We start from the raw sequence: 24,628 nt of genomic DNA, 5'->3' as shown, positions 1-24,628 counted from the left end.
GTGGGTTTTTTCTTTGTGCTAGAAAATATTGTGTTCGATCTGAGTCAAATCATCTTTTTTATCATCGGCTGCTTTGCCACTATTACTTTAGTGATGATGGTCTATCCTGACCTGTTTCGCCGTAAACAAAAGTTTTATGCCAAACACGTCATTACGCCGTTTGAACGTAAAATGTTTATTCGCTTAAAAGAAGCCTTTCCACGCCATCATGTTCTAGCTCAAGTTTCATTTAGCTCACTGATTACCAGTGACCACTATAAAATACGGGCCAAGTTTAACCGTAAAGTCACCGATTTCGTTTTATTAGATGAACAATTAGCGGTTGTGGTGATTATTGAACTCGATGATCCTTCCCATATCGGCAAAGAACAAGAAGATGCAGAACGTGATGCCATGCTCAATGAAGCAGGTTACATCGTTCTGCGTTTTACTGAAATTCCAAGCATTCGCCAACTGCATAAACACATTGGTATCACGCCTGCAATGCGTGCTTGAATTATTTTGAGACTGCGCTGCTCGCTTCCTGCTGTGTGAATTGCTTTTCGGCAGCCAACTTTTCTTGAATACGCTGCTGTTGTTCTTCCTTAATACGCTGATATTCCGCTTGGTTTTTTGCATCGCTTTTTACCGCTAAAAAAGCAATCCCTAAAATAAGCAATGGAATCACAATACCAAGACTCGCCAAAAACATCACTTTCGGCGTTAGTTTTTGAGTTGATTTCGTCATAGCCAGCCTATTTCCAATATCTAGATTTTGATGGGCCAATACTATAACAAAAAAAGAGCCTCAATCATGAGACTCTGTCTTCAGTTTAAATGGTTCATTTTATGTCGGTGCTTTACCTGTACAGTTTTCATTGGTGCTGGCATCTTTTTGTGCATCAGTTAATACAATACCTGTACCTGCAGACATATAGGTCTGAATAAAGTCTACAGCCTCTGCATTCCGACAAACTATGGCTTGAGTATGAGATGCACCCATAACTGGATCAAGCGTGATATTTGGTGAACCCAATGTTTTCAAGTTTGCAACCAAAGCTTGGGTAATTGGATAGGGTACATTTGTATCTGCTGTGCCTTGTATTACATAAACTGGTTTATCAATTCGTTTAGTACCTGGCTGACTGCTTACTAAGAAGTTTTTCACGGTTTCATTGGTCGCAAACACACTGGTATCCAAACCTGAATAATCCATGACTTTTTTATCAGAATTTGCTGTCATAAACTGAATAATATCGTCTTTAAATTTATTAATTAGACTTAGACTTGGGTCATTATCATTGTCTAAACACAGACCATTATCCCCTGTTGAACCTTCTGCAAACTCAGCCAAAGATTTGGCACGTGATTGGAAAATATCTTGATAATTAAATCGCGGCTCATACGCTTTAATACCCACCCCTGTTAATGCTGCATAAGCCAATAAAGTTGCATAAGTATCCACCGATGTTCGAAATTCTAGAGGGATATTAGCTGCCGTTTCACGTGCTTCAATATCTGCCAATGCAGCAGGCGCAACCTCAAGAATAATTTTGCCCAAACTCGAAGCTGGTGCACCTGCCACAGCACCTTTATAGGTTGTATCTGTATTTGCGTATTCTGCGGTCGCTAATGAGGCATGCCCCCCTTGAGATTGTCCCACAGACATCCACGCACCATTCAACTGCTTACCATAATGATCTTTTGCTGCTTGTACAGCAGAAAGCGCTGACTTCGCAGCACTAGAAAAGTTTAAATATGGATGAATCCCTGGCGTGCCCAAACCTTCATAATCTGGCGCAACAACCACATAACCAGCAGCTAGTAGACTGTCTGCTAAAATTTTAAAACGTGGGTGAATCATATTATTACTTGGTGCACAACTATCACCTACCCCAACCGTGCCATGCTCCCAAACCACTACGCGATAACCATCTGTAGGCGGTGCTACTTTAGGGAACATCACCAGCGCCGTTGCTTTAGCGGTCTGACCTTGAACATTTTCCATGTTATACGTCATTACCTTAATAGAAGCCGCAGTGGTTAATGTGTCTTCTGAATAGGCACTTTCAGAAACATAGGTCTGTTTTTGATTTGAAGCGGGCGAATCATCATCGTCATTACAAGCAGTTAAAGACAGCATTGAAACGGCAACTGTAAGAGCTAATGCTATTTTCGAGCGTTTCATAAAATATCCTTTTATTCGTTGTTTTTTTAAGCATGAAACTACATGCCGTTTTATTAAGACATAAAAAAAGCGCCCTGTATAGGACGCTTTCCAACCAAACAATCACTTTAAATAATTAATTCTAAAAAGATTCCAGTAAAAATAATAAGTCCCACCCAACGATTGTGACGGAATGCCCAAAAACAACGCTGTGGATCTTTGTCTTTGGTTTTTGACCATTGATAAATAAAATCAGCCACAACTACAAGCAATGCGATTAAACCCAATGGCATCAATAAATTTTCAAGGTAAAGTGCCGCACCGATCAAAACCACGCTCATCGCCTGTAAAAATGAAATAATTTGAATATCAAAACGACCAAACAAAATGGCTGTCGACTTCACCCCAATTTTTAAATCATACTCACGGTCGGTAATCGCATATTGAGTATCGTATGCCACAGTCCAAGCTAGATTGCCAAAATACAGCAACCAACAGGTTAAATCTAATGGTTTGCCCATGGCCGTAAATGACATCGGAATTCCCCACGAAAAAGCCATGCCTAAAACAACCTGAGGCAAATGGGTATAGCGCTTCATGAAAGGATATATAAATGCGAGAAAAAGCCCACCTAAAGCACAATAAAACGTTTCAATCGGTAGAAACAACAACATACAAGCACTAGCAAAGACTAGAGCTAGAAACACATAAATGGCTTCTTTGGCCGTAATAATCCCTGTTGCTAAAGGCCTCGTTTTAGTGCGCTCTACATGCGCATCGACTTTACGATCAGCAAAATCATTAATTGCACACCCAGCCGCACGCATAAATATCGTGCCAAGTACCATCGGAATCAGAATACCCATTGGCGGTATGCCCTCTGCTGCAATCCATAGTGCCCACATGGTAGGCCAGAACACCAATTCTGTGCCAACAGGCTTATCAAAACGACATAAATAATAATAGGCTTCTAAACGTTCACGCCAAGTAATTTGATGTGCAGTTGTCATAACTGTCCTTCAGATGCTGAATTCTGCTTTTGCAAAAATTGCTCAAAACTCGCCAAAAAGGTTTCTTGAACAATAAACTTGCAGCCGTGCCAAGTATAACAGCTCTGTCTAGTCCAGCCATCTTCTAGCCAAATCACACGACGTTCACATGCTGGATTGGTGCGCTGAAACAAGAACCAACCAATCGGTTTTTTACCAATATGTTTAAAAAGCCGAGCGCGGCCTTGCAAACTTAAGATCGGGAAAATACTTTTGGCTTTAACCCAAGGCTCTGCATCACTGCCATATAAAAAACTTTCTCGTACCCATGACGTATGCTGAAACGGCATGCCCATCCATTTTGCATCGATAAACTGAAGACGCTGAAAATGTTCTTTGGTCGGTTGAACCCTAAACGCCCCATCAGCCAAATCCGTCAGTTGCTGAGTAAGTGAACCTGAAGCATATAACCATGTTTTCAGTTCAGCGGGAATCTGCTGCATAAGCCTACCTGTACCATTGATTTACTGTGCGCTTAAACGCTTTTTGAGTTATGAAGAATTTATTCAATTGTAAAATAAAACTTTAGCAATTATCTGTTTTTGCAATGGTTTCAAATTTACCTTGCGGAGTTTTCACCAAAATAAAACCTTCAGCACTCAAATAAAAACTTTGAGGATAATCATAACCCAGTGCCAACTCTGGGCTTTTCAATGCAACAAATTCTGCCTGCTTGTAACCTTCAGGGCTGCGACCAACTTCAATATAAGTCACCATCGAAAAATTTAGCTTAAATCCTTTGTCGTGATCTTTAGGGTCAATCCAAGGATAAAAACTGGTGTGCTTCTTACGCTGTGCCATTGCTCTCATCAATTTTTTTCAAGTTAAACAGATGATACAAAAAAACCCGCGACTAGCGCGGGTTTTTTGCAGTGAAATTCAGTTCAGAATTACAAGCTGTAGTACATATCAAATTCAACTGGGTGAGTTGTCGTGTTCAAACGACGCACTTCTTCAGTTTTAAGTTCGATATATGCATCAAGCATTTCTTTAGTGAATACACCACCTTTAAGAAGGAACTCGTGATCCGCTTGAAGCGCTTCAAGAGCCATATCTAGGCTGTGCGCAACTGTAGGGATTTTCGCTTCTTCTTCAGGAGGAAGGTCGTATAAGTTTTTGTCAGCTGCTTCACCTGGGTGAATCTTGTTTTGGATACCATCAAGACCCGCCATTAACAATGCTGCGAAACCTAAGTACGGGTTCATCATTGGATCTGGGAAGCGAGCTTCGATACGTTTGCCTTTCGGGCTAGAAACGTAAGGAATACGGATAGAAGCAGAACGGTTACGTGCTGAGTAAGCCAACATAATCGGCGCTTCGAAGTGTGGAACTAAACGCTTATACGAGTTTGTAGATGGGTTCGTAATTGCGTTCAATGCACGAGCGTGTTTAATTACACCACCGATGAAGTAAAGCGCCATTTCTGAAAGACCAGCGTATTCATCACCAGCAAACAAGTTCTTGCCATCTTTAGAGATTGACATATGAACGTGCATACCAGAACCGTTATCACCAACCATTGGCTTAGGCATGAAAGTCGCAGTTTTTGCATATTGGTGCGCAACGTTCCAAACAGCATATTTGAACTGTTGTACTTCGTCAGCTTTACGAACCATTGTGTTGAAGCTTACACCAATTTCTAATTGGCAAGATGCTACTTCGTGGTGATGTACTTCTACACGACCTGGGCCCATGATGTCTTCAATACGCGCACACATATCAGCACGCATGTCATGTGAAGAGTCAACTGGAGGAACTGGGAAGTAACCGCCTTTAACACGTGGACGGTGACCAGAGTTTCCGCCTTCGTAGTCTTTGTTTGTTGACCAAGCAGCTTCTTCAGCAATCAATGTATGGCGCGCGCCAGACATATCAATTTCCCATTTTACTTCGTCAAATACGAAGAATTCTGGTTCTGGACCAAAGAATGCAGTATCACCAATACCTGTCGATTTTAGGTATTCTTCAGCACGGCGAGCAATCGAACGCGGGTCACGGTCATAACCTTGACCTGTTGATGGCTCAATAACGTCACAAGTAACAACTACTGTCGGCTCAGCGAAGAACGGGTCGATAAAACCAGTTGCAGCATCTGGACGTAAGATCATGTCAGATGCTTCAATGCCTTTCCAACCAGCAATAGAAGAACCATCAAACATTTTACCGTCTTCAAAAGTATCTTCGTCGATAGTATCTGCTGGGTAAGTTACGTGTTGTTCTTTACCCTTAGTATCCGTAAAACGGAAATCGACCCATTTTGCGCCACTTTCTTGGATGAGTTGTAGGACCTTGTTCGCCATGCTCATTTTGCTCCGATGAATTTTTGTTGCACTCTTTAGTGCGTGTTAGTAGTTGGTTGTTCTAAAGCAATTACCGTACCAACTTTAAAAAGCTTAGCTAAAATATTGAATTCATTATCAGAATAACAGTTTTAAGCTGTTTGCTTTGGCTCTATTATACTGAGCTAAAAAGTAAATGCACCATATTCAAGCATGCTTCTTCACATTTAATCTAAAAGATTTTGAGTGTGGATCATAATGGTGCATTTTTAAATTTCACTGTGCAATTTCCACCCGTTTTTTATAAATTAGAGCGCTGTTTAAGCTGTTATTTTCGCCTTGATTTGACTTCAACACCTCATATCACGGCGAGCGATATACCTGAAATCAAATATAAGCAGCATAATTAACTGTTTTTATTTGATTTTTAAAAAATAAAAAACCTCTCCTTTCAAACTAAATATAAAGCCGACATCTCAGATGTGAGCAAGCAAATAAAGATGCTCTGTTTTGGTGACATTAGGGGAGTTTTTGGCTCACTGCATTAAGAAATATTCTTTTATATTCCTTGAATGTGCATGCTTCATGACATTTACACATAGTCCACGAGGTTTCTCGTTAGGATTTGAATCTGAGATATTCATAAACTCTATATCAGTTAGTAACAAAACCCATTGTAATTTTTAGACCCACAAAAAAATGTCGCGCCCTAGCTGTGTATTTTTTGCTATGATAATTTCGGTTTTGTGCCTCCATTCAAGTCATTGAATGAGAAAAATAATTTACTTATAGCTTTATAATGTAATCGCACGAATACTACGGGACTCTTCAAGCACATTTATGTGCATAAATTTCAATAGGTTAAGCTCATGCTTTTAATGATCGACAACTATGACTCTTTTACATACAACATCGTCCAGTATTTTGGCGAGTTAAATCAAGAAGTAAAAGTAGTACGTAATGATGCCGTGACATTGGAGGATATTGAGCGATGGCAACCTAAGTATCTTGTGATTGGCCCTGGTCCATGCTCACCTTCGGAAGCAGGAATTTCCATTCCAGCCATTCAGCATTTTGCTGGAAAAATTCCATTATTAGGGGTGTGCTTAGGACATCAGGCCATTGGTCAGGCTTTTGGCGGCGAAATCATTCGTGCCAAAAAAGTGATGCATGGGCGTTTGTCTGACATGCACCACTCGAATAAAGGCATTTTTAGCAACCTCCCTTCTCCGTTTTCAGCAACGCGTTATCACTCACTGGTGATTGATCAAAAAAGCTTGCCTGAATGCTTAGAAGTGACTTGCTGGACCAATGAAGCAGATGGCTCAATTGAAGAAATCATGGGTGTAAAGCATAAGACGCTTGCCGTTGAAGGCGTGCAATTTCACCCTGAATCAATCTTGAGTCAGCATGGCCATCAAATCTTTAAGAACTTTTTAGAAATTTACGCATAAATGAGTGCAGTGAAAAATGAATATGCAACAAGCTTTAAATAACATCACTAAAAATATTGAGTTGACGCAGCCGCAAATGGAAGACGTCATGCGCACCATCATGAATGGTGAAGCAACAGATGCCCAAATTGGTGCACTGATGATGGGTCTTCGCTTAAAAGGTGAAAGTATTGATGAAATTACCGCAGCGGCTCGTGTCATGCGCGAGTTTGCCATCAAAATTGATGTCAGTGATGTGCCTTATTTAGTCGATATCGTCGGTACAGGTGGTGACGGTCAGAACTTATTTAACGTCTCGACTGCATCTGCTTTTGTGATTGCAGCGGCAGGCGCAACTATTGCTAAACATGGTAACCGTGGTGTTTCAACCAAATCGGGTTCCTCGGACCTGTTAGAACAAGCAGGCATCCAACTTGACTTGAACATGCAACAAACTGAACGCTGTATTCGCGAAATGGGTGTCGGTTTCTTGTTTGCCCCGAATCATCATAAAGCGATGAAGTATGCGGTAGGCCCGCGTCGTGAATTAGGCATTCGCAGTATTTTCAATTTACTTGGCCCGCTTACGAATCCGGCTGGAGTAAAACGTCTAGTGATTGGGGTGTTTTCGACTGAATTGTGCCGTCCTATTGCAGAAGTGATGAAACAACTGGGCGCAGAACATGTCATGGTGGTTCATTCGAAAGATGGTTTAGATGAAATTAGCCTTGCATCAAGCACCTATGTGGCTGAACTCAAAAATGGCGACGTCACCGAGTGGGAAATTCAACCTGAAGATGTCGGAATCGAATCGCAAACTTTAACAGGTTTAATCATTCAAGATTCTGCTGAAAGTTTAAGCTTAATCAAAGATGCCTTAGGTAAAAACAAATCCGATAAAGGCGAAAAAGCAGCCAACATGATTGCTTTAAATGCAGGTGCCGGTTTATATGTCTCTGGACTTTGTACCAGCTATAAACAAGGCGTGGCTTTAGCACATGACATCATCTACGGCGGACAAGCTTTAGAAAAGATGAGCATCCTTGCTGAATTCAGCAAAACCCTTAAACAATACGACGCTTGATAGACAGGATTTTGTCATGGTAGATATCGCAAATACGATTTTAGGCAAAATTGTGGATCGCAAGCAGGAAGAGTTTGCTGCACGCCTCAAACAACGTAGCTATAAAGATGTTGAAGAATGGGCACTTGAGGCAACTCCTGTACGTGGTTTTGCAAAGTCTTTACTGAGCAAACAACCGGGTGTAATTGCTGAAATTAAGAAAGCATCACCATCTAAAGGCATTATTCGTGAAAACTTTGATCCTGCTGAAATCGCGCAGCAATATGAAGCCGCAGGTGCAGCATGTTTATCGGTTTTAACCGATGTCGATTTTTTCCAAGGTGCCGATGAGAATATTCAAATTGCACGCTCTCACTGTGCTCTGCCTGCATTACGCAAAGACTTTCTGATTGACCCTTATGGGGTGATTGAAGCACGTGCTTTACATGCGGACTGTATTCTTCTGATTGTGGCATGCTTGTCCGATCAACAACTCGAAGAAATGTCTAAAACGGCTTTTGAGCAGAATTTAGATGTCTTGGTTGAAGTACACGATGAAGCAGAGCTTGAACGTGCTTTGCGTCTATCTGAGCGTTGCGTATTGGGTGTCAATAACCGTAACTTAAAAACCTTTGATGTGGACTTAAACACCTCGATTCGACTGAAAAAACTGCTTGAACCATCTCGTCTACTGGTAACTGAAAGCGGCATTGCGACCCCAGCAGATGTGGCAATGATGCAAGAGCATGACATTCATGCTTTCTTGGTCGGTGAAAGTTTTATGAAACAGCCACGTCCAGACCACGCTTTTACTGAGCTATTTGGAACACCTAAATCACTTTAATGGCATATTCAGGGTAAGGCATGCCCTTGCCCTGAATACTTTGTGATATATCCTTTCAAAAAGCTGTTGAAGATCTCGTTAAACAGCAACACATAAAAAATTATTCAATCTTAAATTACTCAATTAAACCCTGTTTCTTGGCTTCATTCACCGCTTCCATTCGAGAACGAACTTGCAACTTGTTATAAATTTTACGTAGATGCCATTTCACCGTATTGATGGACAAAAAGATTGACTCAGATATTTCAGCATCGGTACAACCGCGGCTTAATTTTTCTAAAATTTGTATTTCACGTTTTGATAAGGCCTCAATGCCAGAACTACCGATCAAAACGTCATCGCTGTTTTCAACTTGATTAAGCTTTTGAAGTTGTTGAATATAATCCAATAATACAACTGTATGCTTTTGCTTCTGTCGACTTAAATGTTGACTTAAATGACTTAACATATCCCAAATTAAAGGGTCTTCATCTAGAATCACCCGCACCGCTTGAGTTGGCATGAGGGTTTCAAGTGCTTGTTGTAGCGTTTCAAAAGCCTGTTCATGCTGTTTCAACTGATACAGGGCCAGTGCAAACAAGATTTGAACACGCGCAAAACGTATCGGATAAATCTTAAAAAATGCTAACTGCTGGCTTAAATATTCTTTGGCTTGCTCGGCTTGCCCCATGAAAATTTGCTGACGCACCACCATTAAATCATCGCCACGCAGCAAATGGGTGAAATTTAAATACGGCTGAAATGCTGCCTGTACAGTATCAGCTAATGCAGAAAGCGGGCTTGCTTGTTGCGCATAGGCTTGTGTAGTTTGTGCGAGTCGAGGTAACGACCATTGACTACTGCGGGTATGGGCTTGATGCAAACACACTTGTATCGCGGCTTGATCTTGATGCAACGTAGCTAAACGCATTTGTAAGATATAGCCCACCACCACCATATCAGGCATAGCCAAATGATCGCCGCCATTAAAATCCAATAATGCAGCTTCAACTTGAGCCATTTGGTTCATTTCATAATACAAGTCTGCTTTAAAGCTGCTCAGAATATTCATAATGGTTGCTTTATTATCATCATCTAAGCCTAATTTACGATATTCCTCGCTCTGCCCAACTTGTGCAAACTTTTCTGCTGCGAGAGTCAAATCTCCTAATAAATAATCACATAGGGCATCAATACAATCGACCATTGCCAAACCATATAGGTTATGCCCTTGCAAATAGATAATACGCGTTTGTAGCAGCAACTTTCGTGCTTCGCTCATTTGCCCCAAACAAATGTGATACAACCCCACAATTCCTATGAGTGGAGCACGCGCAAAATAAGCCGTACTTGCCAGTTGTGCTAAGTTTTGTTGCGCTAAGGTATAAGCCACATCTAACTTGTCTTCTAAAACTGCAATGAGAGGGGCTAAACCTAATTGGTCCTCATGTTGTAATAAGGTTTCATGTTGATCCACGCTATGCCAGAGCTGTAGATAATGATTGGCTAAGGTCACTTGATGGGTCAGCACCAAGGTCCAAATAATGTCATAGAGCAAATTTGGATTTTGCACCAAAACAGAATCTGGTATCTGTTTGACCAACTCCAAGAAAGTATAGTGTCGGCCTTCTAAAATCAGTTCACGACACACCGAGTTAAGCAATGACAAAATCAACTGCTGATCTTCTGCTTGTTGGGCGTGATAAATCGCCTCCATCAGATAACGCTGTTGTTTGAACCATTCTGCCGCTTTACTATGCATTTTCTGATATGCATCAGGTTGTAAAAGTTTAAACTTCGATTGTAAAAAGTCTCGAAATAAATGATGCACGCGATACCATGTACGCTGTTCATCTATCGCTTGAATGAACAAACCTTTTTGACTGATGACATCGAGAATTTGCTGTGCAGCAGGATTACCCGTTAAAGCGATGACCAAAGCTGGATTAATTTTTCTCAGTACACTAATTTGCAATAAGAATTGCTGAATTTCAGGGTCTTGTTGTAAAAAACCTGCTCACTGAGGTAATTTACAATCTGATGGTGCGCACCACTTAATTTTTGAATAAAGCCATGAATATCTTGATGTTCTTTCAAATATAAATTGGTGAACTGAATGCCTGTAAACCAGCCTTCAGTTTTATCAATCAGTTGTTCTGCAAGCTCAGTGCTTAAAGCAAGCTGGTCAAAGTTTTGTTGTTGTAAAAACTGAATAAGCGCACTGCTTTCTTGCTGTTTGATACTCAGCTGAGACTCTGTGACCCATTTTAAACGACCTAATAGATATTCTTTCGCGAAACTCCAGTTGGGTTTGACCCTTGAAGCAATCACCAAATGACAATTTTCAGGTAAAGACTGGTATAACCACCAAAAGATATTTAAACATTCTGGGTTTGTTAATGCTTCAAACTCATCGATAAATAAAACTGTGTCAGCATCCTCTTCTGCAACTTTTTGCGTCAGATCAATGATGTGTTGTTTATGGATCTGTCCATAAGAGATCGAATGCGGCGGTTCTAAATCCAAAAGCGCTAAACGCAAGTATTGATAGAGTCGAATCGGATCATTATCATCATCATCCAAAGTTAACCAACAGACTTTCTTTCCCTTTGCTAAAAGAGACTCTGAAAGTTAATGCATCAGCGTGGTTTTTCCATAACCCGCCGCAGCGTGAATAAAAACCAAAGAAGACTGACAATAGTCCACGATCTGACTTAACAGTTGGGGACGTTGCATTGCCCTGCCATTCAGCATGCTCGGACGACTGAGTTTAGTCTTCAACACTTGCATGTATATTCATCCAATCTTTTTATTCAATTACATCTGCAACACTCATTTCCCTGAATTTTGCATTTGGCAAAACATCATCCTCTACGAATCATGTTATGCCATTCATCAGTCTAAAACACTTATAAATTAGTAGGGGCACCGCAGTTAAGCAATATGAAATAGCATCAAAAACCATTCCAATCCCTATTTTAAACTGTTCATTCGCGCATTTATCAAACAATGTGAATTCCATTCTTTCGAGTGGTTTGCATTTTCTGAAACATTGTTATGCTCAGGCTTAAGTAAATCTTAGATATTGATATCTCATATCATATTCTGATTCCAAGACATACAAGGAGTTTGTCATGAGCATCGCACAATCAGTTAAACATCAGGATCGATTATTAACGATTAACATCAAAGATGGCGAAATCAAAAATGCACTACCGGGTGTGCATGTCACACCTTGCTTTTTAGACCCCGATAATGGCGTCTGGGTCATTCATGCCCGTTTTGAACCAGGTACTATACTTCCACGTCACTTCCATACCGGTGTTGTACATTTCTATACAACAGCAGGTTCATGGCATTATGTCGAATATCCTGAAGATGTTCAAACGGCTGGCAGCTATTTATTTGAACCAGCAGGTTCGATCCATACTTTAGCAACCCCAGAAGGTGCTGAAGGCTTTATGGTCATTAATGGTGCGAACGTCAACTTAAATGATGATGATTCACTGATGTTTATTATGGATGCCGGTTGGATCGAGCGCACTCTTCACGTCGTGGCTGAACATACAGGGCAAAAAATGCCGCGTTATATTAAACCGGGCTCGTATGTTGTATTTAGCGACAAATAAATTCCAAAAGGCTTTTGGCCTCGGCTAATAGCCTTTTTTATTAGAAAAATAGCCACCAAGGATGAATGAAATGTTTGGCAAAATGATGCACCAATCTTTATTGATTAGTAATTTAATCGAACATGCGGCAAAGTACCACGCAGATACTTCTATTTTTTCACGTGAAGTAAATGGTCAAATGACCACCACCAATTGGTTACAGGTCCAACAGAATAGCAAACGTTTAGCCAATGCTTTCACGTCATTTAATCTTAACCAAGGTGATCGTCTTGCAACGATCGCGTGGAACAACCACCGTCATTTAGAGTCTTGGTATGCTATTTCAGGGAGTGGTTATGTTTGCCACACCATCAACCCTCGCTTATTCCCAGAACAACTGGTGTTCATTATTAACGATGCACAAGATAAAGCGATTTTCTTTGATTCAACTTTTCTACCGTTAATTGTCGCAATCCAAGGCAAAGTACCAACCGTTGAAAAATTTATCTGTTACGGTGCGCGTGATGAAAAAGTCATTGCAGCACTTCCAGATGTTATTTTCTATGATGATTTAATTCAAAACCAATCTGCTGAATTTAACTGGCCGCAATTCGGCGAAGAAACGCCAAGTTCGCTTTGCTACACTTCTGGCACTACAGGCAATCCTAAAGGGGTGTTGTATAGCCACCGCTCAACCTTATTACACAGCATGGCAACGTGTTTCCCAGACTCACTCAACTTGTCTGCATCAGATATCGTCATGCTTGTCGTACCCATGTTCCATGTAAATGCATGGGGTGTTCCTTACTCAGCAGCAATGGTGGGCTGTACTATTGTCCTTCCAGGGCCAAATCTGGATGGTGATAGCTTAGCCAGCTTAATTGATGACTATAAAGTAACCATCGCTTTAGGTGTGCCAACCATCTGGCAAGGTTTACTTGCTGCTGCAAAAAAACGTGGCACAACCTTAGACAGTATGAACCGCAATGTTGTGGGTGGCGCTGCGTGCCCACCGTCGATTATTCGCGATTTCAAAGATAACTATGCATGCGACACCATTCATGCTTGGGGGATGTCTGAAACCAGTCCACTCGGCACGATCAACCAACCGAAAGCAAAACATTCAGCTTTAAGCGCTGAAGACTTTGAAAAACTACGCTTAACCCAAGGTCGCCCGCCTTTTGGCGTTGAACTTCGCATCGTGGATGGCGATAGCCTAAATCCTTTACCAAACGATGGTCATACTCAAGGTAATCTTCAAATCCGCGGGCCTTGGATTGTTGATCATTACTTCAACCAAGAAAAAAGTGCCACCACAGCCGATGGTTGGTTCGACACGGGCGATATTGCAACATTAAATGCAGACGGCTATATGACCATTTGTGACCGTGCTAAAGATTTGATCAAGTCAGGCGGTGAATGGATTTCTTCGGTTGAAATTGAAAAAATTGCAGTTGGACATCCTGAAATTCGCATGGCTGCCGCAATTGCAGCACGTCATCCAAAGTGGGACGAGCGTCCAATCTTAATTGTAGTAAAACAGGAAAATTCAACACTGACTGAAGATGAAGCCCGAGCTTATTTTGAAAATAAAATTGCACGCTGGCAGATTCCGGACGTAGTCATTTTTGTAGATGCACTGCCAGTCAATGGCACAGGCAAAATTGTCAAGGCTGAACTTCGTACAAAATTTAGCGATGTTTTGCTAAAAGAAGAAGTTGTTTAAGGCTCATTCGAAACATTCAAAAGGATATTGTGATGAAAAAAAATATGAAAACAGCATGGGTTACAGGCGGCAGCAGCGGTATCGGTCTTGCATTAAGCAAACTGTTACTAAAAGATAAATATCAGGTTTGTATTTTTGCCCATGCGGGGATTGAGCAAGCAGTAACTGAATTAAAAAAACAGTCACCATCGGTACATGGTTTTGAAATTGATGTACAAAATGAAAGTAATTTGGAAAAGGCATTTGCTGAAGTAGTTACTGCAGCAGGTACACCTGATCTTGTAATCAATTCTGCTGGTATTGTGATTGCAAAATCTTTTGAAGACATGAGTTCTGAAGAGTTTTTACGCCAAATCAATATTAACCTTGTTGGTAGTCGCAATGTTGCTCATGCTGCATTACCTTATTTAAAACAAACTACCCAACAAGGCAGACGCCCTAAAGTTGTCTTCATTGCTTCAGCATCTGGGCTGCTCGGTTGTTATGGCTATACAGGTTATTGTTCTTCTAAATTTGGTGTGGTTGGCCTAGCTGAAGTACTCCGTATGGAGCTACGCAGCCAAAACATTGATATTGCCGTGGTATGCCCACCTGAAATTGATACGCCGTTGGTGACTGAAGAGCGTAAACACGGCTCGCCTGTAACAGCTGCTTTGAAACAGCTGGGTGGTAGTATGCCTCTAGATAAGGCATCTAAAGAAATTTACAACGGTATTTTATCTTCTGATTTCATGATCATTCTAGGTACACAAGTACGTCTTCTTATTAAAGTATCGCGTTTACTACCGAATACCTTCCGTGGTCAAATCGACAAGAAACTGGATAAAATTCTCAGTAATTTACGTGCAAGTTAAGTCACGACTGACTTAGCATGCCAAACCTGAACCCGAGTACATCATTTGTCTCTCTAGATAGAATGGTTGCTCGGGTTCAATCATTTGAGGTTCTTCCAGAACAGCAGTGCTCTTGAGCACCGCGCAGAATACTATTCACCATTTGACATGCAATTTTTTGCAAATCTCTATGAATGCAATTCAGTTCAAATATAGGGAAAATCAGACTATAATTATCGCCTAATTTCTTATTTTGCGTATTTTTCTGACACTATGAGCAAACATGATTCATCGCTTTCTAAAGAACAGTTTAATTTACTGAAAGACTTTAAAAAGCAAATCACCAATCCGCATTCGACTGCCATCAAACAGTCTGAAGCCCAAGCTCAAGTTGCTCCGCCCGAGCCAGAAGATGATTTCGCGTTGTTTCAAAAACAAATGCAAGGTGTCCAAAAAATGGAGACCGCGAACATTGCCAAAATAGAAAAAAATCCAAAGAAAAAAATCGATGCACAAACTTTAGCAAAACGTGCAGCGGCTGAAGGCCCAATGCATACAGATGCAACTGAGCTGTCCGATACTCAAGCGATGCTCAACCCTGTAGCGAGCCAAGCCACACTCAGTTATCGCATTGCTACACTACAACACAAAGTATTTGAAGATTTAAAAGCGGGTAACATTCGTTGGTTTGAAGCAGTCGACTTGCATGGTTGCACCGTTGAAGAAGCCCGTGTCGCAGTTTTACAAGTCATTCAAATGGCCAAAGATGAAAATCAAAATGTCATTAAAATTGTACACGGCAAAGGTCCGGAAGCCATTTTAAAAACATATGTGAATGGTTGGCTGCGTCAACACCGCGATGTGCTGGCTTTTGTGAGTGCACCAGAGAAGCAAGGTGGTACAGGTGCTGTTTTAGTGTTGCTAAAACGAAGCGACAAGAACCCAAAGTTTAAACAGTAATCGGATTTTTGTCCAAAATAAGGCATTGGAATAGTTTTCTGCTACAATGCCGTCCTTGTTCAATATCAGTGTAAGTGAACACGTCTTATGTCTATGCAGCAATCCTACGCTAACATCTTAACTGCCGTTGGTGAAGACCTAACCCGTCCAGGTCTCCTCGATACGCCTATGCGTGCTGCTAAAGCTTTTTCGTATTTAACGTCTGGTTATAGCAAAAGCTTAGAAGAAGTGACCAATAATGCGGTGTTCCCATCGGACAACCGTGAAATGGTGCTGGTTAAAAATATCGAATTTTATTCACTCTGTGAACACCATTTATTGCCTTTTTATGGTCGCGTACATATTGCGTATTTACCTGAAGGCAATGTCCTTGGACTCTCTAAATTTGCACGCATCACCGAAATGTTTGCACGTCGTCTACAGATTCAAGAAAACCTGACGCAGCAGATTGCAGAAGCGGTTGCAGAAGTGACAGGTGCACGTGGCGTGGCGGTTATGATTGATTCAGCACATATGTGTATGATGATGCGCGGCGTCGGCAAACAAGAATCGACTACACGTACCGTTTCCTTTATTGGTGACTTTAAAACCAATAAAGAAGAGCGCCGCGAGTTTTTAAGTGCAGTCCCTGAAAGCTATTAATTGAAACATAAAGCCTCAACCTCTGTTGGGGCTTTTTTTATGCATATATCATTGAACGATTCATTTTTTGTTTAGAGGAATACGCAATGTCAGCAATTTGGTTAGCAGGTCATGGTTTGACCCAAGGCGAACAGAGTATTGATTTTCCACGTCCAGACCGTTTGGTTCAAGGCAATCCACAGCGCCAGACCTATAGTCTATATGAACACCCACACATGGGCTGCGGGATTTGGCACTGTGAAGTTGGCTCATGGAATATTCAATTTGCTGACAACAAACAAGAATTCTTTCAAGTGATGGAAGGCTGCATCCGTATTCATGATGCCCATACTCAAAACTTCATTGAAATCAAGGCAGGTCAGGCAGGAATTATTCCTCCGAGTTTTATCGGCACATTTGAAGTGGTTGAAGCTGTAAAAAAATACTATGTGATTGTTGAGGTATAAGCACCTCAACAACCGATTTGAAACGTCTTAGAACAGCTCGTGTTTAAATCTGAGATTTAAACACTCAGGACTTTTTCAGTCATATGAATACAGTTACGCCCTTTATTTTTGGCGGCATAGAGTGCCGAATCGGCAGTGTCTAAAAAGCGTTGATAGTCAGGATGACCATTATAAACCGTACAGCCAATACTGACGGTAAAACTAAAACTTTGCCCATGAGCGGTACGAATTGGGGTTTCCTGTACCCGCATACGAATCGTTTCAGCGATTTGTAAAGCACGCGTGAGATCACTGTCGACCAACAGCAATAAGAACTCTTCCCCACCGACACGGAAGGCATAGTCACTGCCCTTCGCTACATCTAACAAGACTTCAGCAATAAAACGCAGTGCCAAGTCCCCTGCGGTATGCCCATATTTATCATTAATACGTTTGAAATAATCCGCGTCGATTGCCAATAAACTAAGTGCTGCATCATTTTTACGGGCAAAATTAATTTCACGCGACACAATCGTACTTAAATAACGACGGTTTAACAGCTGAGTCAGTGAGTCATTGCCTGAGTCTATATATTCGGTCACTTGAAACAGTTGATCGACCAAATGCTGAATCTGTCGGTTCACGTCACGAATTTCTTGAATGCGTTCTACCTTCTGAGCCTGATCCTGATCCTGACAGTCGAGCACGTCAAAATTGAGGGTATCGACCTGTTGAATCAGCCTGATAATGGTCTCCACCTGCTCTGCACCCGTAAAGGCATACGCTGCTTTATGCACAAACCATAGACCAAATTCTGACTTAGACAAAGCAATGTGTTGTAACTGCGGATGCTCGGAGAAGACTTTGAACATCAGCTCATTTTCCCAGTCAAGCAAAATACTGCGCTGCTTATCTTTTTGTACCGCGACATCTTGCATTGCAGAAAATAAGCGATAGCTATGCTTAACTTCATGGCTTCGCTCAGTATTGGCTTCATAGGATCTGCACATAATTTCTGTCGCAAAACCCATAATTTGCAGCATATAACTTAGCATGTGGTGGTTATTTTCTAGCGGAAGTCCAGCCAAGAGTTCCAAGATCTTGTTCTCAATCTCACGAATACCGCGCATGATCAACCAAGAAGGAATGCCCACCCGCGCATGTACCTGCCCAACTTTTTGTTGTTTTTCAACTGCTGCATAATAGGCTTCATTCACAGCCACGTCGAAACTTTCAATGAGCCATTGGTTTAAACTGTTTTTTAAACGTTGTTGAATGATGTCATCTTTAAAAAAATCTGCAGCCTCAGGCTCCAAGACAATATTGCTATAAAATTCATTAACCAATACAGACGAATGCTGCTGAATAAAATTTTGCGCTTTAACGTGATCATTCACTGAATAATGTTGGCAAATTTTCCCCCATTGCTCGGCCAATTTAGCCATGCATTCATCATTCATAAAACTTACCTATTTATATATTTTTGAGACTTACTAGACATTTATGTGATTAATATAACAAATTTCAATACTTATTTTCACCATCAGCTTTCATTTTCAGCACTTTATAAAAAGTAAGGCTCACGTTTGGTTGTTTTAACAGCAATTACTTTCATAAAAAAAGCCCCATTAATGGGGCGTTGAAAAGAGGATCGAACTAAAAGAAATGGATATAACTCAAACCCGTCTGATCCCAATCTTTGCCTTTTTGCTGTTGATACTGCCAATGAAGCCTCAACGCATTTTGCTGATTGAATAAATATTGCAACTGAGTATTCAGTCTGACTTGCCATTGATGGCTATCTTCCCAATATGGCAGCTCGACCTGTACCAAACTATTGATATGTTCGCTCCAGATGTTCTGGCAGCCTACCGTTGGCCCAAGTCCCACGCGCCAACCTCGGTCTAAAGCTTTGCCTGCTTGAACATGATTTTGCAATTGTGCATAGCATAAATGTTGACGCTCTTGATCTGCCACACTATAGCCAAACTGACTGGATAGATTGAATACGCCGTGTTGATCCTGTTCACTAAATGCACCATCTCGATCTAGCGCCTCTTGTTGCCAACCCATGTTAAAACCCCAGCTTAATGGTGTTTTAAAGGCAGTCAATGGACTGTAGGCATTGACCTCTAGGACATTCAGCTCTTGCAGTTTTAATCGATCATCGCGATATTCGAGGCTACCATTTAGAAACTTAAGCTGTGTACCCAAACGGAAACCGCCTTGCGGGTCAATCAAGTCATGATAGGCCTGACGATGGCTCAGTCGGAAATAAGAGTCTCCTTGTATTTCACCCGCTTCAAACTGAACGGTTCGCGCCTGATGACCTTTTACCGGATCTACTTTTGGCGCTTCGACCACTTGACGTTGCTTTTCCAAGTTAATCTGACTTCGCAAACCCAGCAGTTGTCGAATGCGCGGTTGGGCGTCTTCTGCCGCAATCTTTTGTGCAATTAACTGTAAATACACATGGTCATAGGCCATTTCTAAAATACGTGCCTGATCCACCAACGCATAGCGATTCAAATAGTCTTGCATTTGAGCAGGTTCAAGTTGCGCAACCTGATGCGCCGCAGCCGCCAAGGCTTGTCCGTGTTGTTTGGCTTGTGCCAACAACTGAGTTTCTAAAGCTGGACGGTAAACACTTCCTGCAATTAGATGGTTTTCATCGACAGCCTTAATAGTCTCAACAGGAATCGCAGCGGTTTTAAATTGTTTTTGTAAGTTGACCTCTGGCCGTACCAAATCAATTAAACCCAGTAAACGATAGGCACAGTTATCACTGATAAAATAGTAAGGAAATTGCACATGCTTGAGTTCCCAAATATGCTCAACCATGGTTTTGGTTTCTTCTGGCGTCAGGGCTAACTCGTATTCCCACAAATCGCGGCTTTCCAAATCACCATATTCTTTCACTTTTCGATAGTACGGCATGAGTGAGTACTCACCTGGGTACTGCCCAGTTAAGCCCTTCCATGCAAAAGAAAAGCTGTCGCTATTGGCCACTGTCGCTGCGTAATTCACGGCATAGGAGACTAAGTTCAGCTGTTTTTGGTCTTTAGGATCGAGCCTTAACAGGGTATGCCCAAACATCGAACTGGGATTGCCCATAAAGTCCGTAGCGTAAATTAAAGTCGCCTTATACGGCTTAATTTGCCCAAGCCACTCATCCAGCTCAGGACATGAGGCTTTAGGCAGTTGGTTCAATGCAATATCCAGTTGTCCTATGAGCCATTTTGACCGTGCCGGAAAGCGACACTGAATCGATTGATTGGCTTCGGCTGGGGTAAAAAGTGCTGCAATATTGGCATCAAGCTCTTGTTTGAGCTGAGTTTGTCCGTGTTCACTATAAAAAAATGGGCGATAAGTGACTTCACTTTGTCCCGAAACATTGGCATACATCAAACGTTGCCAAGTCACATTTGAAGCTAGCTTCAGCTGCTGTGCTTTTTCAATATAAAACTCGGCTGAGCTAGGTGCTTGAGCAAAGATGCTGGTGCTGAATAGCACACTAAAGAGGAGGACAACAGATTTCATGCAGTGTTAGCTATTCTTCTTTTTAGATATGAAAAACCCTGCCTGAATGGCAGGGTTTTATGGTGCAATTAAACGTATGCTTTTAATACGCTATCCGTTGCCATGACTGCTTGTAAAGATGCTAACACTTGAAGTGCATCTTGGTTTTCAGCTGAATAGATTTTTGCGAAGTTCTGTTTAGAGACTTCAAAGAAACGTGCTTTATCTTCAGACTGGATGTTCAGTAATTCAGCCAGTACATTTAGACTTTCGCCCTCACCAACTGCCATATCACGCGCCAATGCTTCCGCATTTTCGTTGGTAAATGTTACTGCCTGAGCAGTCACTGTACCTGTACCGCTACAACCTAAAGTACCAAAGGTAATACCGAAAAGTTGGTTAGCAAAAAGACCATTGGTTGTACCCGCTAAAATTTTAGCGACTTTACCAGACTGGCCAGCCCAAATTTGTGAACCAATACCACAACCTACATCTTTATCTGCAAATGCAGCAGTAGAACCAACAGCCAAAACTGCAGCCAATGCCATTTTTTTCAACATAAGGTTTCTCCAGACTCGATTATCTCCGAGTATTTTTATTGTTCCTATTGTGTGTATTTTGAGCTACACCCTTGTAAGATAGCGGTAACAAGCCCATAACGCAAAACATTTTATATTAAAGTGAAGCAGGTCTTAAAAAATGTGCTTTAGCGGTATAACGACCAACTGCCACGTAGGTCTCGTTTCCCTAAAATCTTTAACACCAACACCAGACTGAGCAGTAGCAATAAATACCAAGAACCCAACTTACCCCAACCGACCATATGCCATGCATCGACTTGACTTGGGTACAGCCAGATTTGGTAAAACGTACTGATATTTTCCGCAATCCAAATAATAAAGGCCAACAGTAAAAGTACGGGTAACATCGGCAGTTGAAAACGATGCTGCTGCAATTCAAAGCCAATCTTGGTTTTCCAAAACAGCACTATGCTCCACGCAAACAAAAGATAACGAACATCGGGAACAAAAAATTTGGACATAAAGTTGATATAAGACAACACCGCCAATGTCAGCATGGAGGAGAAACGAGGCAAGTGCTCAAAAGAAACGTGATAGAGACGCAATGAGCGCGCAAAAAAACTGCCCACAGCCGAATACATAAAACCTGCAAACAACGGTACAGTAAGAATTTTAAACACGGCGGGATGCGGATACTGCCAAGATGCAATTTGCGGATGGGTCAAAAAGATTTCCATCACCATTGCCATCACGTGAAATAGCGCAATCACTTTGGCTTCTGCCCAAGACTCAAGTTTTAAATAGAGCAGACAAACTTGAATCAGCACAGCATAAAACAGTAAATAGTCATAACGGAAAAAACCGAAATATTCCTGACTTCCCATACTGGCTGTGAACGCAAAAGCCAATAGCAGTAATATCCCAAATAAGGCAGCCGAAGCTGCCTTAGATGAGAACTCAAAACATGATTTTAAAATCGTGATCACGCATGAACCCTAATTGAATTGAAGCTGTGAAACTTAGAGATATTTGGCACTGTATTCATGCACAGTATCAATAAAGGCTTTCGGGTTTTCAGGGTCAACCCACTGAGTAATGCCGTGACCTAAGTTTGCAACATAACCCGTTTTCTCACCGCCTGCATAAGCGTCATCTAACATGGCTTTGGTGGCTTTCACAATGGTCTCATGCGAACCATATAATGTTGCAGGGTCTAAGTTGCCTTGCAGTGCCGCACGGCCAGCCACCGTTTGGCGAGCCACATTTAATGGCGTAGTCCAATCTAGACCAAAAGCATCTGCCCCTGTTGCCACCATTGGCTCTAACCACTGACCGCCACCTTTGGTGAATAAAATCACGGGAACTTTACGTCCTTCATTTTCACGTTTTAAACCTGCAACAATTTTTTGCATGTATTTTAAAGAAAATTCTAAATATTCACGGTGTGCTAGCGCCCCGCCCCAACTGTCAAAAATCTGTACGGCTTGAGCACCTGCATCAATTTGCGCATTTAGATAGTCAATTACCGCATCAGCCAAACGATCGAGCAGCGCATGTAAAACTTCAGGTTGCGCATACATCATTTGTTTGGTGAAACGGAAGTCTTTGCTCGAACCACCTTCAACCATATAAGTTGCCAGCGTCCAAGGACTGCCTGAAAAGCCAATTAAAGGCACTTGTCCACCTAAGGCTGAACGAATCGTCTTGACTGCATTCATCACATAGTCGAGATCAGACGCGGCATTAAACTGAGGTAAATTCGCCACATCTTGTTCAGTACGGACCGTTTTATGAAATTTAGGCCCTTCCCCAGCTTCAAAATAAAGCCCTAAACCCAAAGCATCGGGTACAGTTAAAATATCTGAAAATAAAATGGCAGCGTCGAGCTCATAACGACGTAAAGGCTGTAAAGTTACTTCACACGCAAATTCGTTATTTTTACACAGCGAAAGGAAATCACCCGCTTGTGCACGGGTTGCACGATATTCAGGTAAATAACGCCCCGCTTGACGCATCATCCAGACGGGTGTGGTATCTACAGGTTCACGTAATAAAGCACGTAGAAAACGATCATTTTTAAGCGTCGTCATTTACTTTCCCATCTCAATTAAATTTGCTCACCATCATAACAAAAAGGTCGAATTTTTAATAACTTCTCATAACACTAAAATTCGATCAGGACAAAGATGCAAACGAATATTTACACAAAACAAATACTGCATCTCCATCTTTTTTCTGTAATACTTCACTAGTTTTTACTTTGTAAATGAATAATTCTTAAGGTTGAATTACATGTTCGTTCGCACAATACTCGCGATGAGTTTAAGTTGCATTCTTGCTGGTACAGCGTTTGCTGCATCTACTACTGAACAACCCTTGACGCCAAAAAAGATCATTGATACTTCAGTTCAAGATCCTATTGATCCTTTAGCAACAGATGTCGCTTCAGCTTCTACTGCGGTTGCAAATAGCCAAATTACAGCAAAAGAACAAGCAGACTTAAACCAAGCTTCGCAAACTTTAGATCAACTTGAACAATCTGAAGATAAAACCGCTGACGTTGGTGCTGCACCAAGCAAAACCACCCCTGCACCGACCACCACGACGACCAATCCTGCTGCAGCAAAAGCATCGTGGACATTAAATGGTCTAAACAGTGCAGAATGGTTTGACAATATTGGTAAAGGCCAATTCCCTGTCTATGCACGTGCTCACGTGATGCTGAATAATGCACATGCGTCTCCGGGTGCAATTGATGGCATGAGCGGTAAAAATACCCTCAAAGCCATTGCTTCGTTCCAGCAAATGAGCGGTTTAAAAGCAACAGGCACTTTAACCAAAGAAACTTGGGATGCCCTACTGGCAAGCCAAGGTTCTAAGCCTGCATTTATTGAATACACCATTACCGAAGCAGACCTAAAAGGTCCTTATGCCGCATCAATTCCACGCGATTATGCACTACAAGCCAAAATGAAAGGTTTGTATTACACTCGCGTGACTGAAATGTTGGGTGAAAAGTTCCATATGGATGAAGACTTCTTGCAGAAGTTAAATCCAAAAGCAACCTTCAAAAAAGCGGGCGAAAAAATTATTGTGGCCAATATCCGCAATGAAGTGCCAGAAGACATTCATTTGATTGTTGCACACAAAGGTGCAAAACAGCTGTATTTATTTAACAGCCGCAACCAAATGATCGGTTCTTTCCCTGCAACCATTGGTAGCTCAGATACTCCGTCTCCAACGGGTACTTATAAAGTCACGGGTGTTGCGCCAAATCCATGGTATAGCTACTCTCCAAGTAACTTTGTACAGGGTAAAAACTTAAAACCACTTTCTCTACCACCTGGTCCAAATGGTCCTGTAGGGAATATCTGGATTGGTTTAAGCAAAAAATCATTTGGTATCCACGGTACACCAAACCCTTCTGCAATTTCTAAAACAGCATCACACGGTTGTATCCGTTTGACCAACTGGGATGCCAATGATCTTGGCAAAAAAGTGAAGTCAGGTGTAACAGTTAAATTCTTAGAATAATTAGCTTTCTAAGGTATTTACGCTATAAAAGGTGTTCTCTTGAGAGCACCTTTTTTTTAATTACAAC

At 41.6% G+C, this 24,628-nt stretch carries 25 protein-coding genes; 11 read left to right on the top strand and 14 right to left on the bottom strand.

Annotated elements, in window-relative coordinates; translation table 11 throughout:
- Nucleotides 1-15: 15 nt before the first annotated feature.
- Nucleotides 16-495, top strand: coding sequence for a DUF2726 domain-containing protein (locus AC4CU3_RS14065; RefSeq protein WP_259233059.1), 480 nt, complete (start codon nt 16-18; stop codon nt 493-495).
- Nucleotide 496: 1 nt separating this feature from the next.
- Here the strand turns inward: AC4CU3_RS14065 and AC4CU3_RS14060 are convergent, their stop codons facing one another.
- The 6 genes from AC4CU3_RS14060 to glnA all read right to left on the bottom strand — a co-directional run bounded on the left by AC4CU3_RS14060 (nt 497) and on the right by glnA (nt 5,501).
- The gene (locus AC4CU3_RS14060) at nt 497-727 is read right to left on the bottom strand and encodes a hypothetical protein (protein WP_039890041.1); all 231 of its coding nucleotides are present in this window, start codon (nt 725-727) and stop codon (nt 497-499) included.
- Nucleotides 728-826: 99 nt separating this feature from the next.
- On the bottom strand, nt 827-2,167 hold the full coding sequence (locus AC4CU3_RS14055) for a lipase family protein (RefSeq protein WP_279045008.1): 1,341 nt from the start codon (nt 2,165-2,167) through the stop codon (nt 827-829).
- A 107-nt stretch (nt 2,168-2,274) separates the two neighbouring features.
- Nucleotides 2,275-3,156 carry a 4-hydroxybenzoate octaprenyltransferase gene (gene ubiA, locus AC4CU3_RS14050; RefSeq protein WP_259233062.1) on the bottom strand — a complete coding sequence of 294 codons (882 nt, stop codon included), beginning with the start codon at nt 3,154-3,156 and terminating at the stop codon, nt 2,275-2,277.
- The gene (locus AC4CU3_RS14045; protein ID WP_234964688.1) at nt 3,153-3,638 is read right to left on the bottom strand and encodes a chorismate--pyruvate lyase family protein; all 486 of its coding nucleotides are present in this window, start codon (nt 3,636-3,638) and stop codon (nt 3,153-3,155) included. The genes ubiA and AC4CU3_RS14045 overlap by 4 nt, the downstream gene beginning before the upstream one ends.
- An 82-nt stretch (nt 3,639-3,720) precedes the next feature.
- The gene (locus AC4CU3_RS14040; RefSeq protein WP_279045011.1) at nt 3,721-3,996 is read right to left on the bottom strand and encodes a hypothetical protein; all 276 of its coding nucleotides are present in this window, start codon (nt 3,994-3,996) and stop codon (nt 3,721-3,723) included.
- Nucleotides 3,997-4,085: 89 nt separating this feature from the next.
- Complete coding sequence (gene glnA, locus AC4CU3_RS14035) at nt 4,086-5,501, bottom strand: type I glutamate--ammonia ligase (RefSeq protein ID WP_005400480.1); 1,416 nt, start codon at nt 5,499-5,501, stop codon at nt 4,086-4,088.
- An 842-nt stretch (nt 5,502-6,343) separates the two neighbouring features.
- Here glnA and AC4CU3_RS14030 point away from each other — a divergent pair.
- From AC4CU3_RS14030 to trpC, 3 genes are read left to right on the top strand one after another with little or no spacing between them, the layout of a single operon-like run.
- Complete coding sequence (locus AC4CU3_RS14030) at nt 6,344-6,928, top strand: aminodeoxychorismate/anthranilate synthase component II (protein WP_279045013.1); 585 nt, start codon at nt 6,344-6,346, stop codon at nt 6,926-6,928.
- Nucleotides 6,929-6,944: 16 nt separating this feature from the next.
- Nucleotides 6,945-7,991, top strand: a complete 1,047-nt coding sequence (trpD, locus tag AC4CU3_RS14025) for an anthranilate phosphoribosyltransferase (RefSeq protein ID WP_004695696.1) — start codon at nt 6,945-6,947, stop codon at nt 7,989-7,991.
- A gap of 16 nt (nt 7,992-8,007) precedes the next feature.
- Nucleotides 8,008-8,814, top strand: coding sequence for an indole-3-glycerol phosphate synthase TrpC (gene trpC, locus AC4CU3_RS14020; RefSeq protein ID WP_062034010.1), 807 nt, complete (start codon nt 8,008-8,010; stop codon nt 8,812-8,814).
- Nucleotides 8,815-8,929: 115 nt separating this feature from the next.
- Here the strand turns inward: trpC and AC4CU3_RS14015 are convergent, their stop codons facing one another.
- Genes AC4CU3_RS14015 through AC4CU3_RS14005 form a run of 3 tightly spaced genes read right to left on the bottom strand, consistent with a single transcriptional unit; the run spans nt 8,930 to nt 11,583 of the window.
- The gene (locus AC4CU3_RS14015; RefSeq protein WP_279045015.1) at nt 8,930-10,768 is read right to left on the bottom strand and encodes a winged helix-turn-helix domain-containing protein; all 1,839 of its coding nucleotides are present in this window, start codon (nt 10,766-10,768) and stop codon (nt 8,930-8,932) included.
- The gene (locus AC4CU3_RS14010; protein ID WP_279045017.1) at nt 10,750-11,376 is read right to left on the bottom strand and encodes a MalT transcriptional regulator family protein; all 627 of its coding nucleotides are present in this window, start codon (nt 11,374-11,376) and stop codon (nt 10,750-10,752) included. The genes AC4CU3_RS14015 and AC4CU3_RS14010 overlap by 19 nt, the downstream gene beginning before the upstream one ends.
- A gap of 48 nt (nt 11,377-11,424) precedes the next feature.
- Entirely contained in the window at nt 11,425-11,583 is a 159-nt protein-coding gene (locus AC4CU3_RS14005; protein ID WP_279045018.1) for a hypothetical protein, read from the bottom strand.
- Nucleotides 11,584-11,927: 344 nt separating this feature from the next.
- Between AC4CU3_RS14005 and AC4CU3_RS14000 the strand changes: the two genes are divergently transcribed.
- The 6 genes from AC4CU3_RS14000 (at nt 11,928) to AC4CU3_RS13975 (ending at nt 17,008) form a co-directional block, all read left to right on the top strand.
- Complete coding sequence (locus tag AC4CU3_RS14000; protein ID WP_279045019.1) at nt 11,928-12,422, top strand: 2,4'-dihydroxyacetophenone dioxygenase family protein; 495 nt, start codon at nt 11,928-11,930, stop codon at nt 12,420-12,422.
- 70 nt (nt 12,423-12,492) lie between these two features.
- Complete coding sequence (locus AC4CU3_RS13995) at nt 12,493-14,127, top strand: long-chain fatty acid--CoA ligase (protein WP_279045021.1); 1,635 nt, start codon at nt 12,493-12,495, stop codon at nt 14,125-14,127.
- 32 nt (nt 14,128-14,159) lie between these two features.
- Complete coding sequence (locus tag AC4CU3_RS13990; RefSeq protein ID WP_490738327.1) at nt 14,160-14,981, top strand: SDR family NAD(P)-dependent oxidoreductase; 822 nt, start codon at nt 14,160-14,162, stop codon at nt 14,979-14,981.
- A 252-nt stretch (nt 14,982-15,233) separates the two neighbouring features.
- Nucleotides 15,234-15,920: a Smr/MutS family protein gene (locus AC4CU3_RS13985; protein WP_279043624.1), complete on the top strand. Its 687-nt coding sequence runs from the start codon at nt 15,234-15,236 to the stop codon at nt 15,918-15,920.
- A gap of 93 nt (nt 15,921-16,013) precedes the next feature.
- On the top strand, nt 16,014-16,562 hold the full coding sequence (gene folE / locus AC4CU3_RS13980) for a GTP cyclohydrolase I FolE (protein ID WP_171054237.1): 549 nt from the start codon (nt 16,014-16,016) through the stop codon (nt 16,560-16,562).
- Between the two features lie 86 nt (nt 16,563-16,648).
- The gene (locus tag AC4CU3_RS13975; protein WP_279043626.1) at nt 16,649-17,008 is read left to right on the top strand and encodes a cupin domain-containing protein; all 360 of its coding nucleotides are present in this window, start codon (nt 16,649-16,651) and stop codon (nt 17,006-17,008) included.
- Nucleotides 17,009-17,064: 56 nt separating this feature from the next.
- Here AC4CU3_RS13975 and AC4CU3_RS13970 read toward each other — a convergent pair whose 3' ends face one another.
- The 5 genes from AC4CU3_RS13970 to hemE form a co-directional block, all read right to left on the bottom strand.
- Nucleotides 17,065-18,447: a diguanylate cyclase gene (locus tag AC4CU3_RS13970; RefSeq protein WP_279043627.1), complete on the bottom strand. Its 1,383-nt coding sequence runs from the start codon at nt 18,445-18,447 to the stop codon at nt 17,065-17,067.
- A gap of 196 nt (nt 18,448-18,643) precedes the next feature.
- On the bottom strand, nt 18,644-20,527 hold the full coding sequence (locus AC4CU3_RS13965; protein WP_279043629.1) for an Lnb N-terminal periplasmic domain-containing protein: 1,884 nt from the start codon (nt 20,525-20,527) through the stop codon (nt 18,644-18,646).
- Between the two features lie 68 nt (nt 20,528-20,595).
- A complete protein-coding gene (locus AC4CU3_RS13960) occupies nt 20,596-21,066 on the bottom strand; it encodes a DUF3015 family protein (protein WP_279043631.1) in 471 nt (156 codons plus the stop codon).
- 146 nt (nt 21,067-21,212) lie between these two features.
- Nucleotides 21,213-22,010 carry a DUF817 family protein gene (locus AC4CU3_RS13955; RefSeq protein ID WP_279043676.1) on the bottom strand — a complete coding sequence of 266 codons (798 nt, stop codon included), beginning with the start codon at nt 22,008-22,010 and terminating at the stop codon, nt 21,213-21,215.
- Between the two features lie 36 nt (nt 22,011-22,046).
- Nucleotides 22,047-23,117, bottom strand: coding sequence for a uroporphyrinogen decarboxylase (gene hemE, locus AC4CU3_RS13950; protein WP_058870041.1), 1,071 nt, complete (start codon nt 23,115-23,117; stop codon nt 22,047-22,049).
- Between the two features lie 202 nt (nt 23,118-23,319).
- Between hemE and AC4CU3_RS13945 the strand changes: the two genes are divergently transcribed.
- Nucleotides 23,320-24,561 carry a L,D-transpeptidase family protein gene (locus AC4CU3_RS13945; protein ID WP_176538085.1) on the top strand — a complete coding sequence of 414 codons (1,242 nt, stop codon included), beginning with the start codon at nt 23,320-23,322 and terminating at the stop codon, nt 24,559-24,561.
- Nucleotides 24,562-24,628 lie beyond the last annotated feature (67 nt).

It is taken from the genome of Acinetobacter sp. 802_lipA, assembly GCF_058242885.1.
Note: the sequence above shows the minus strand (reverse complement) of the source record. Positions and strands in the feature narration are given on the sequence as shown.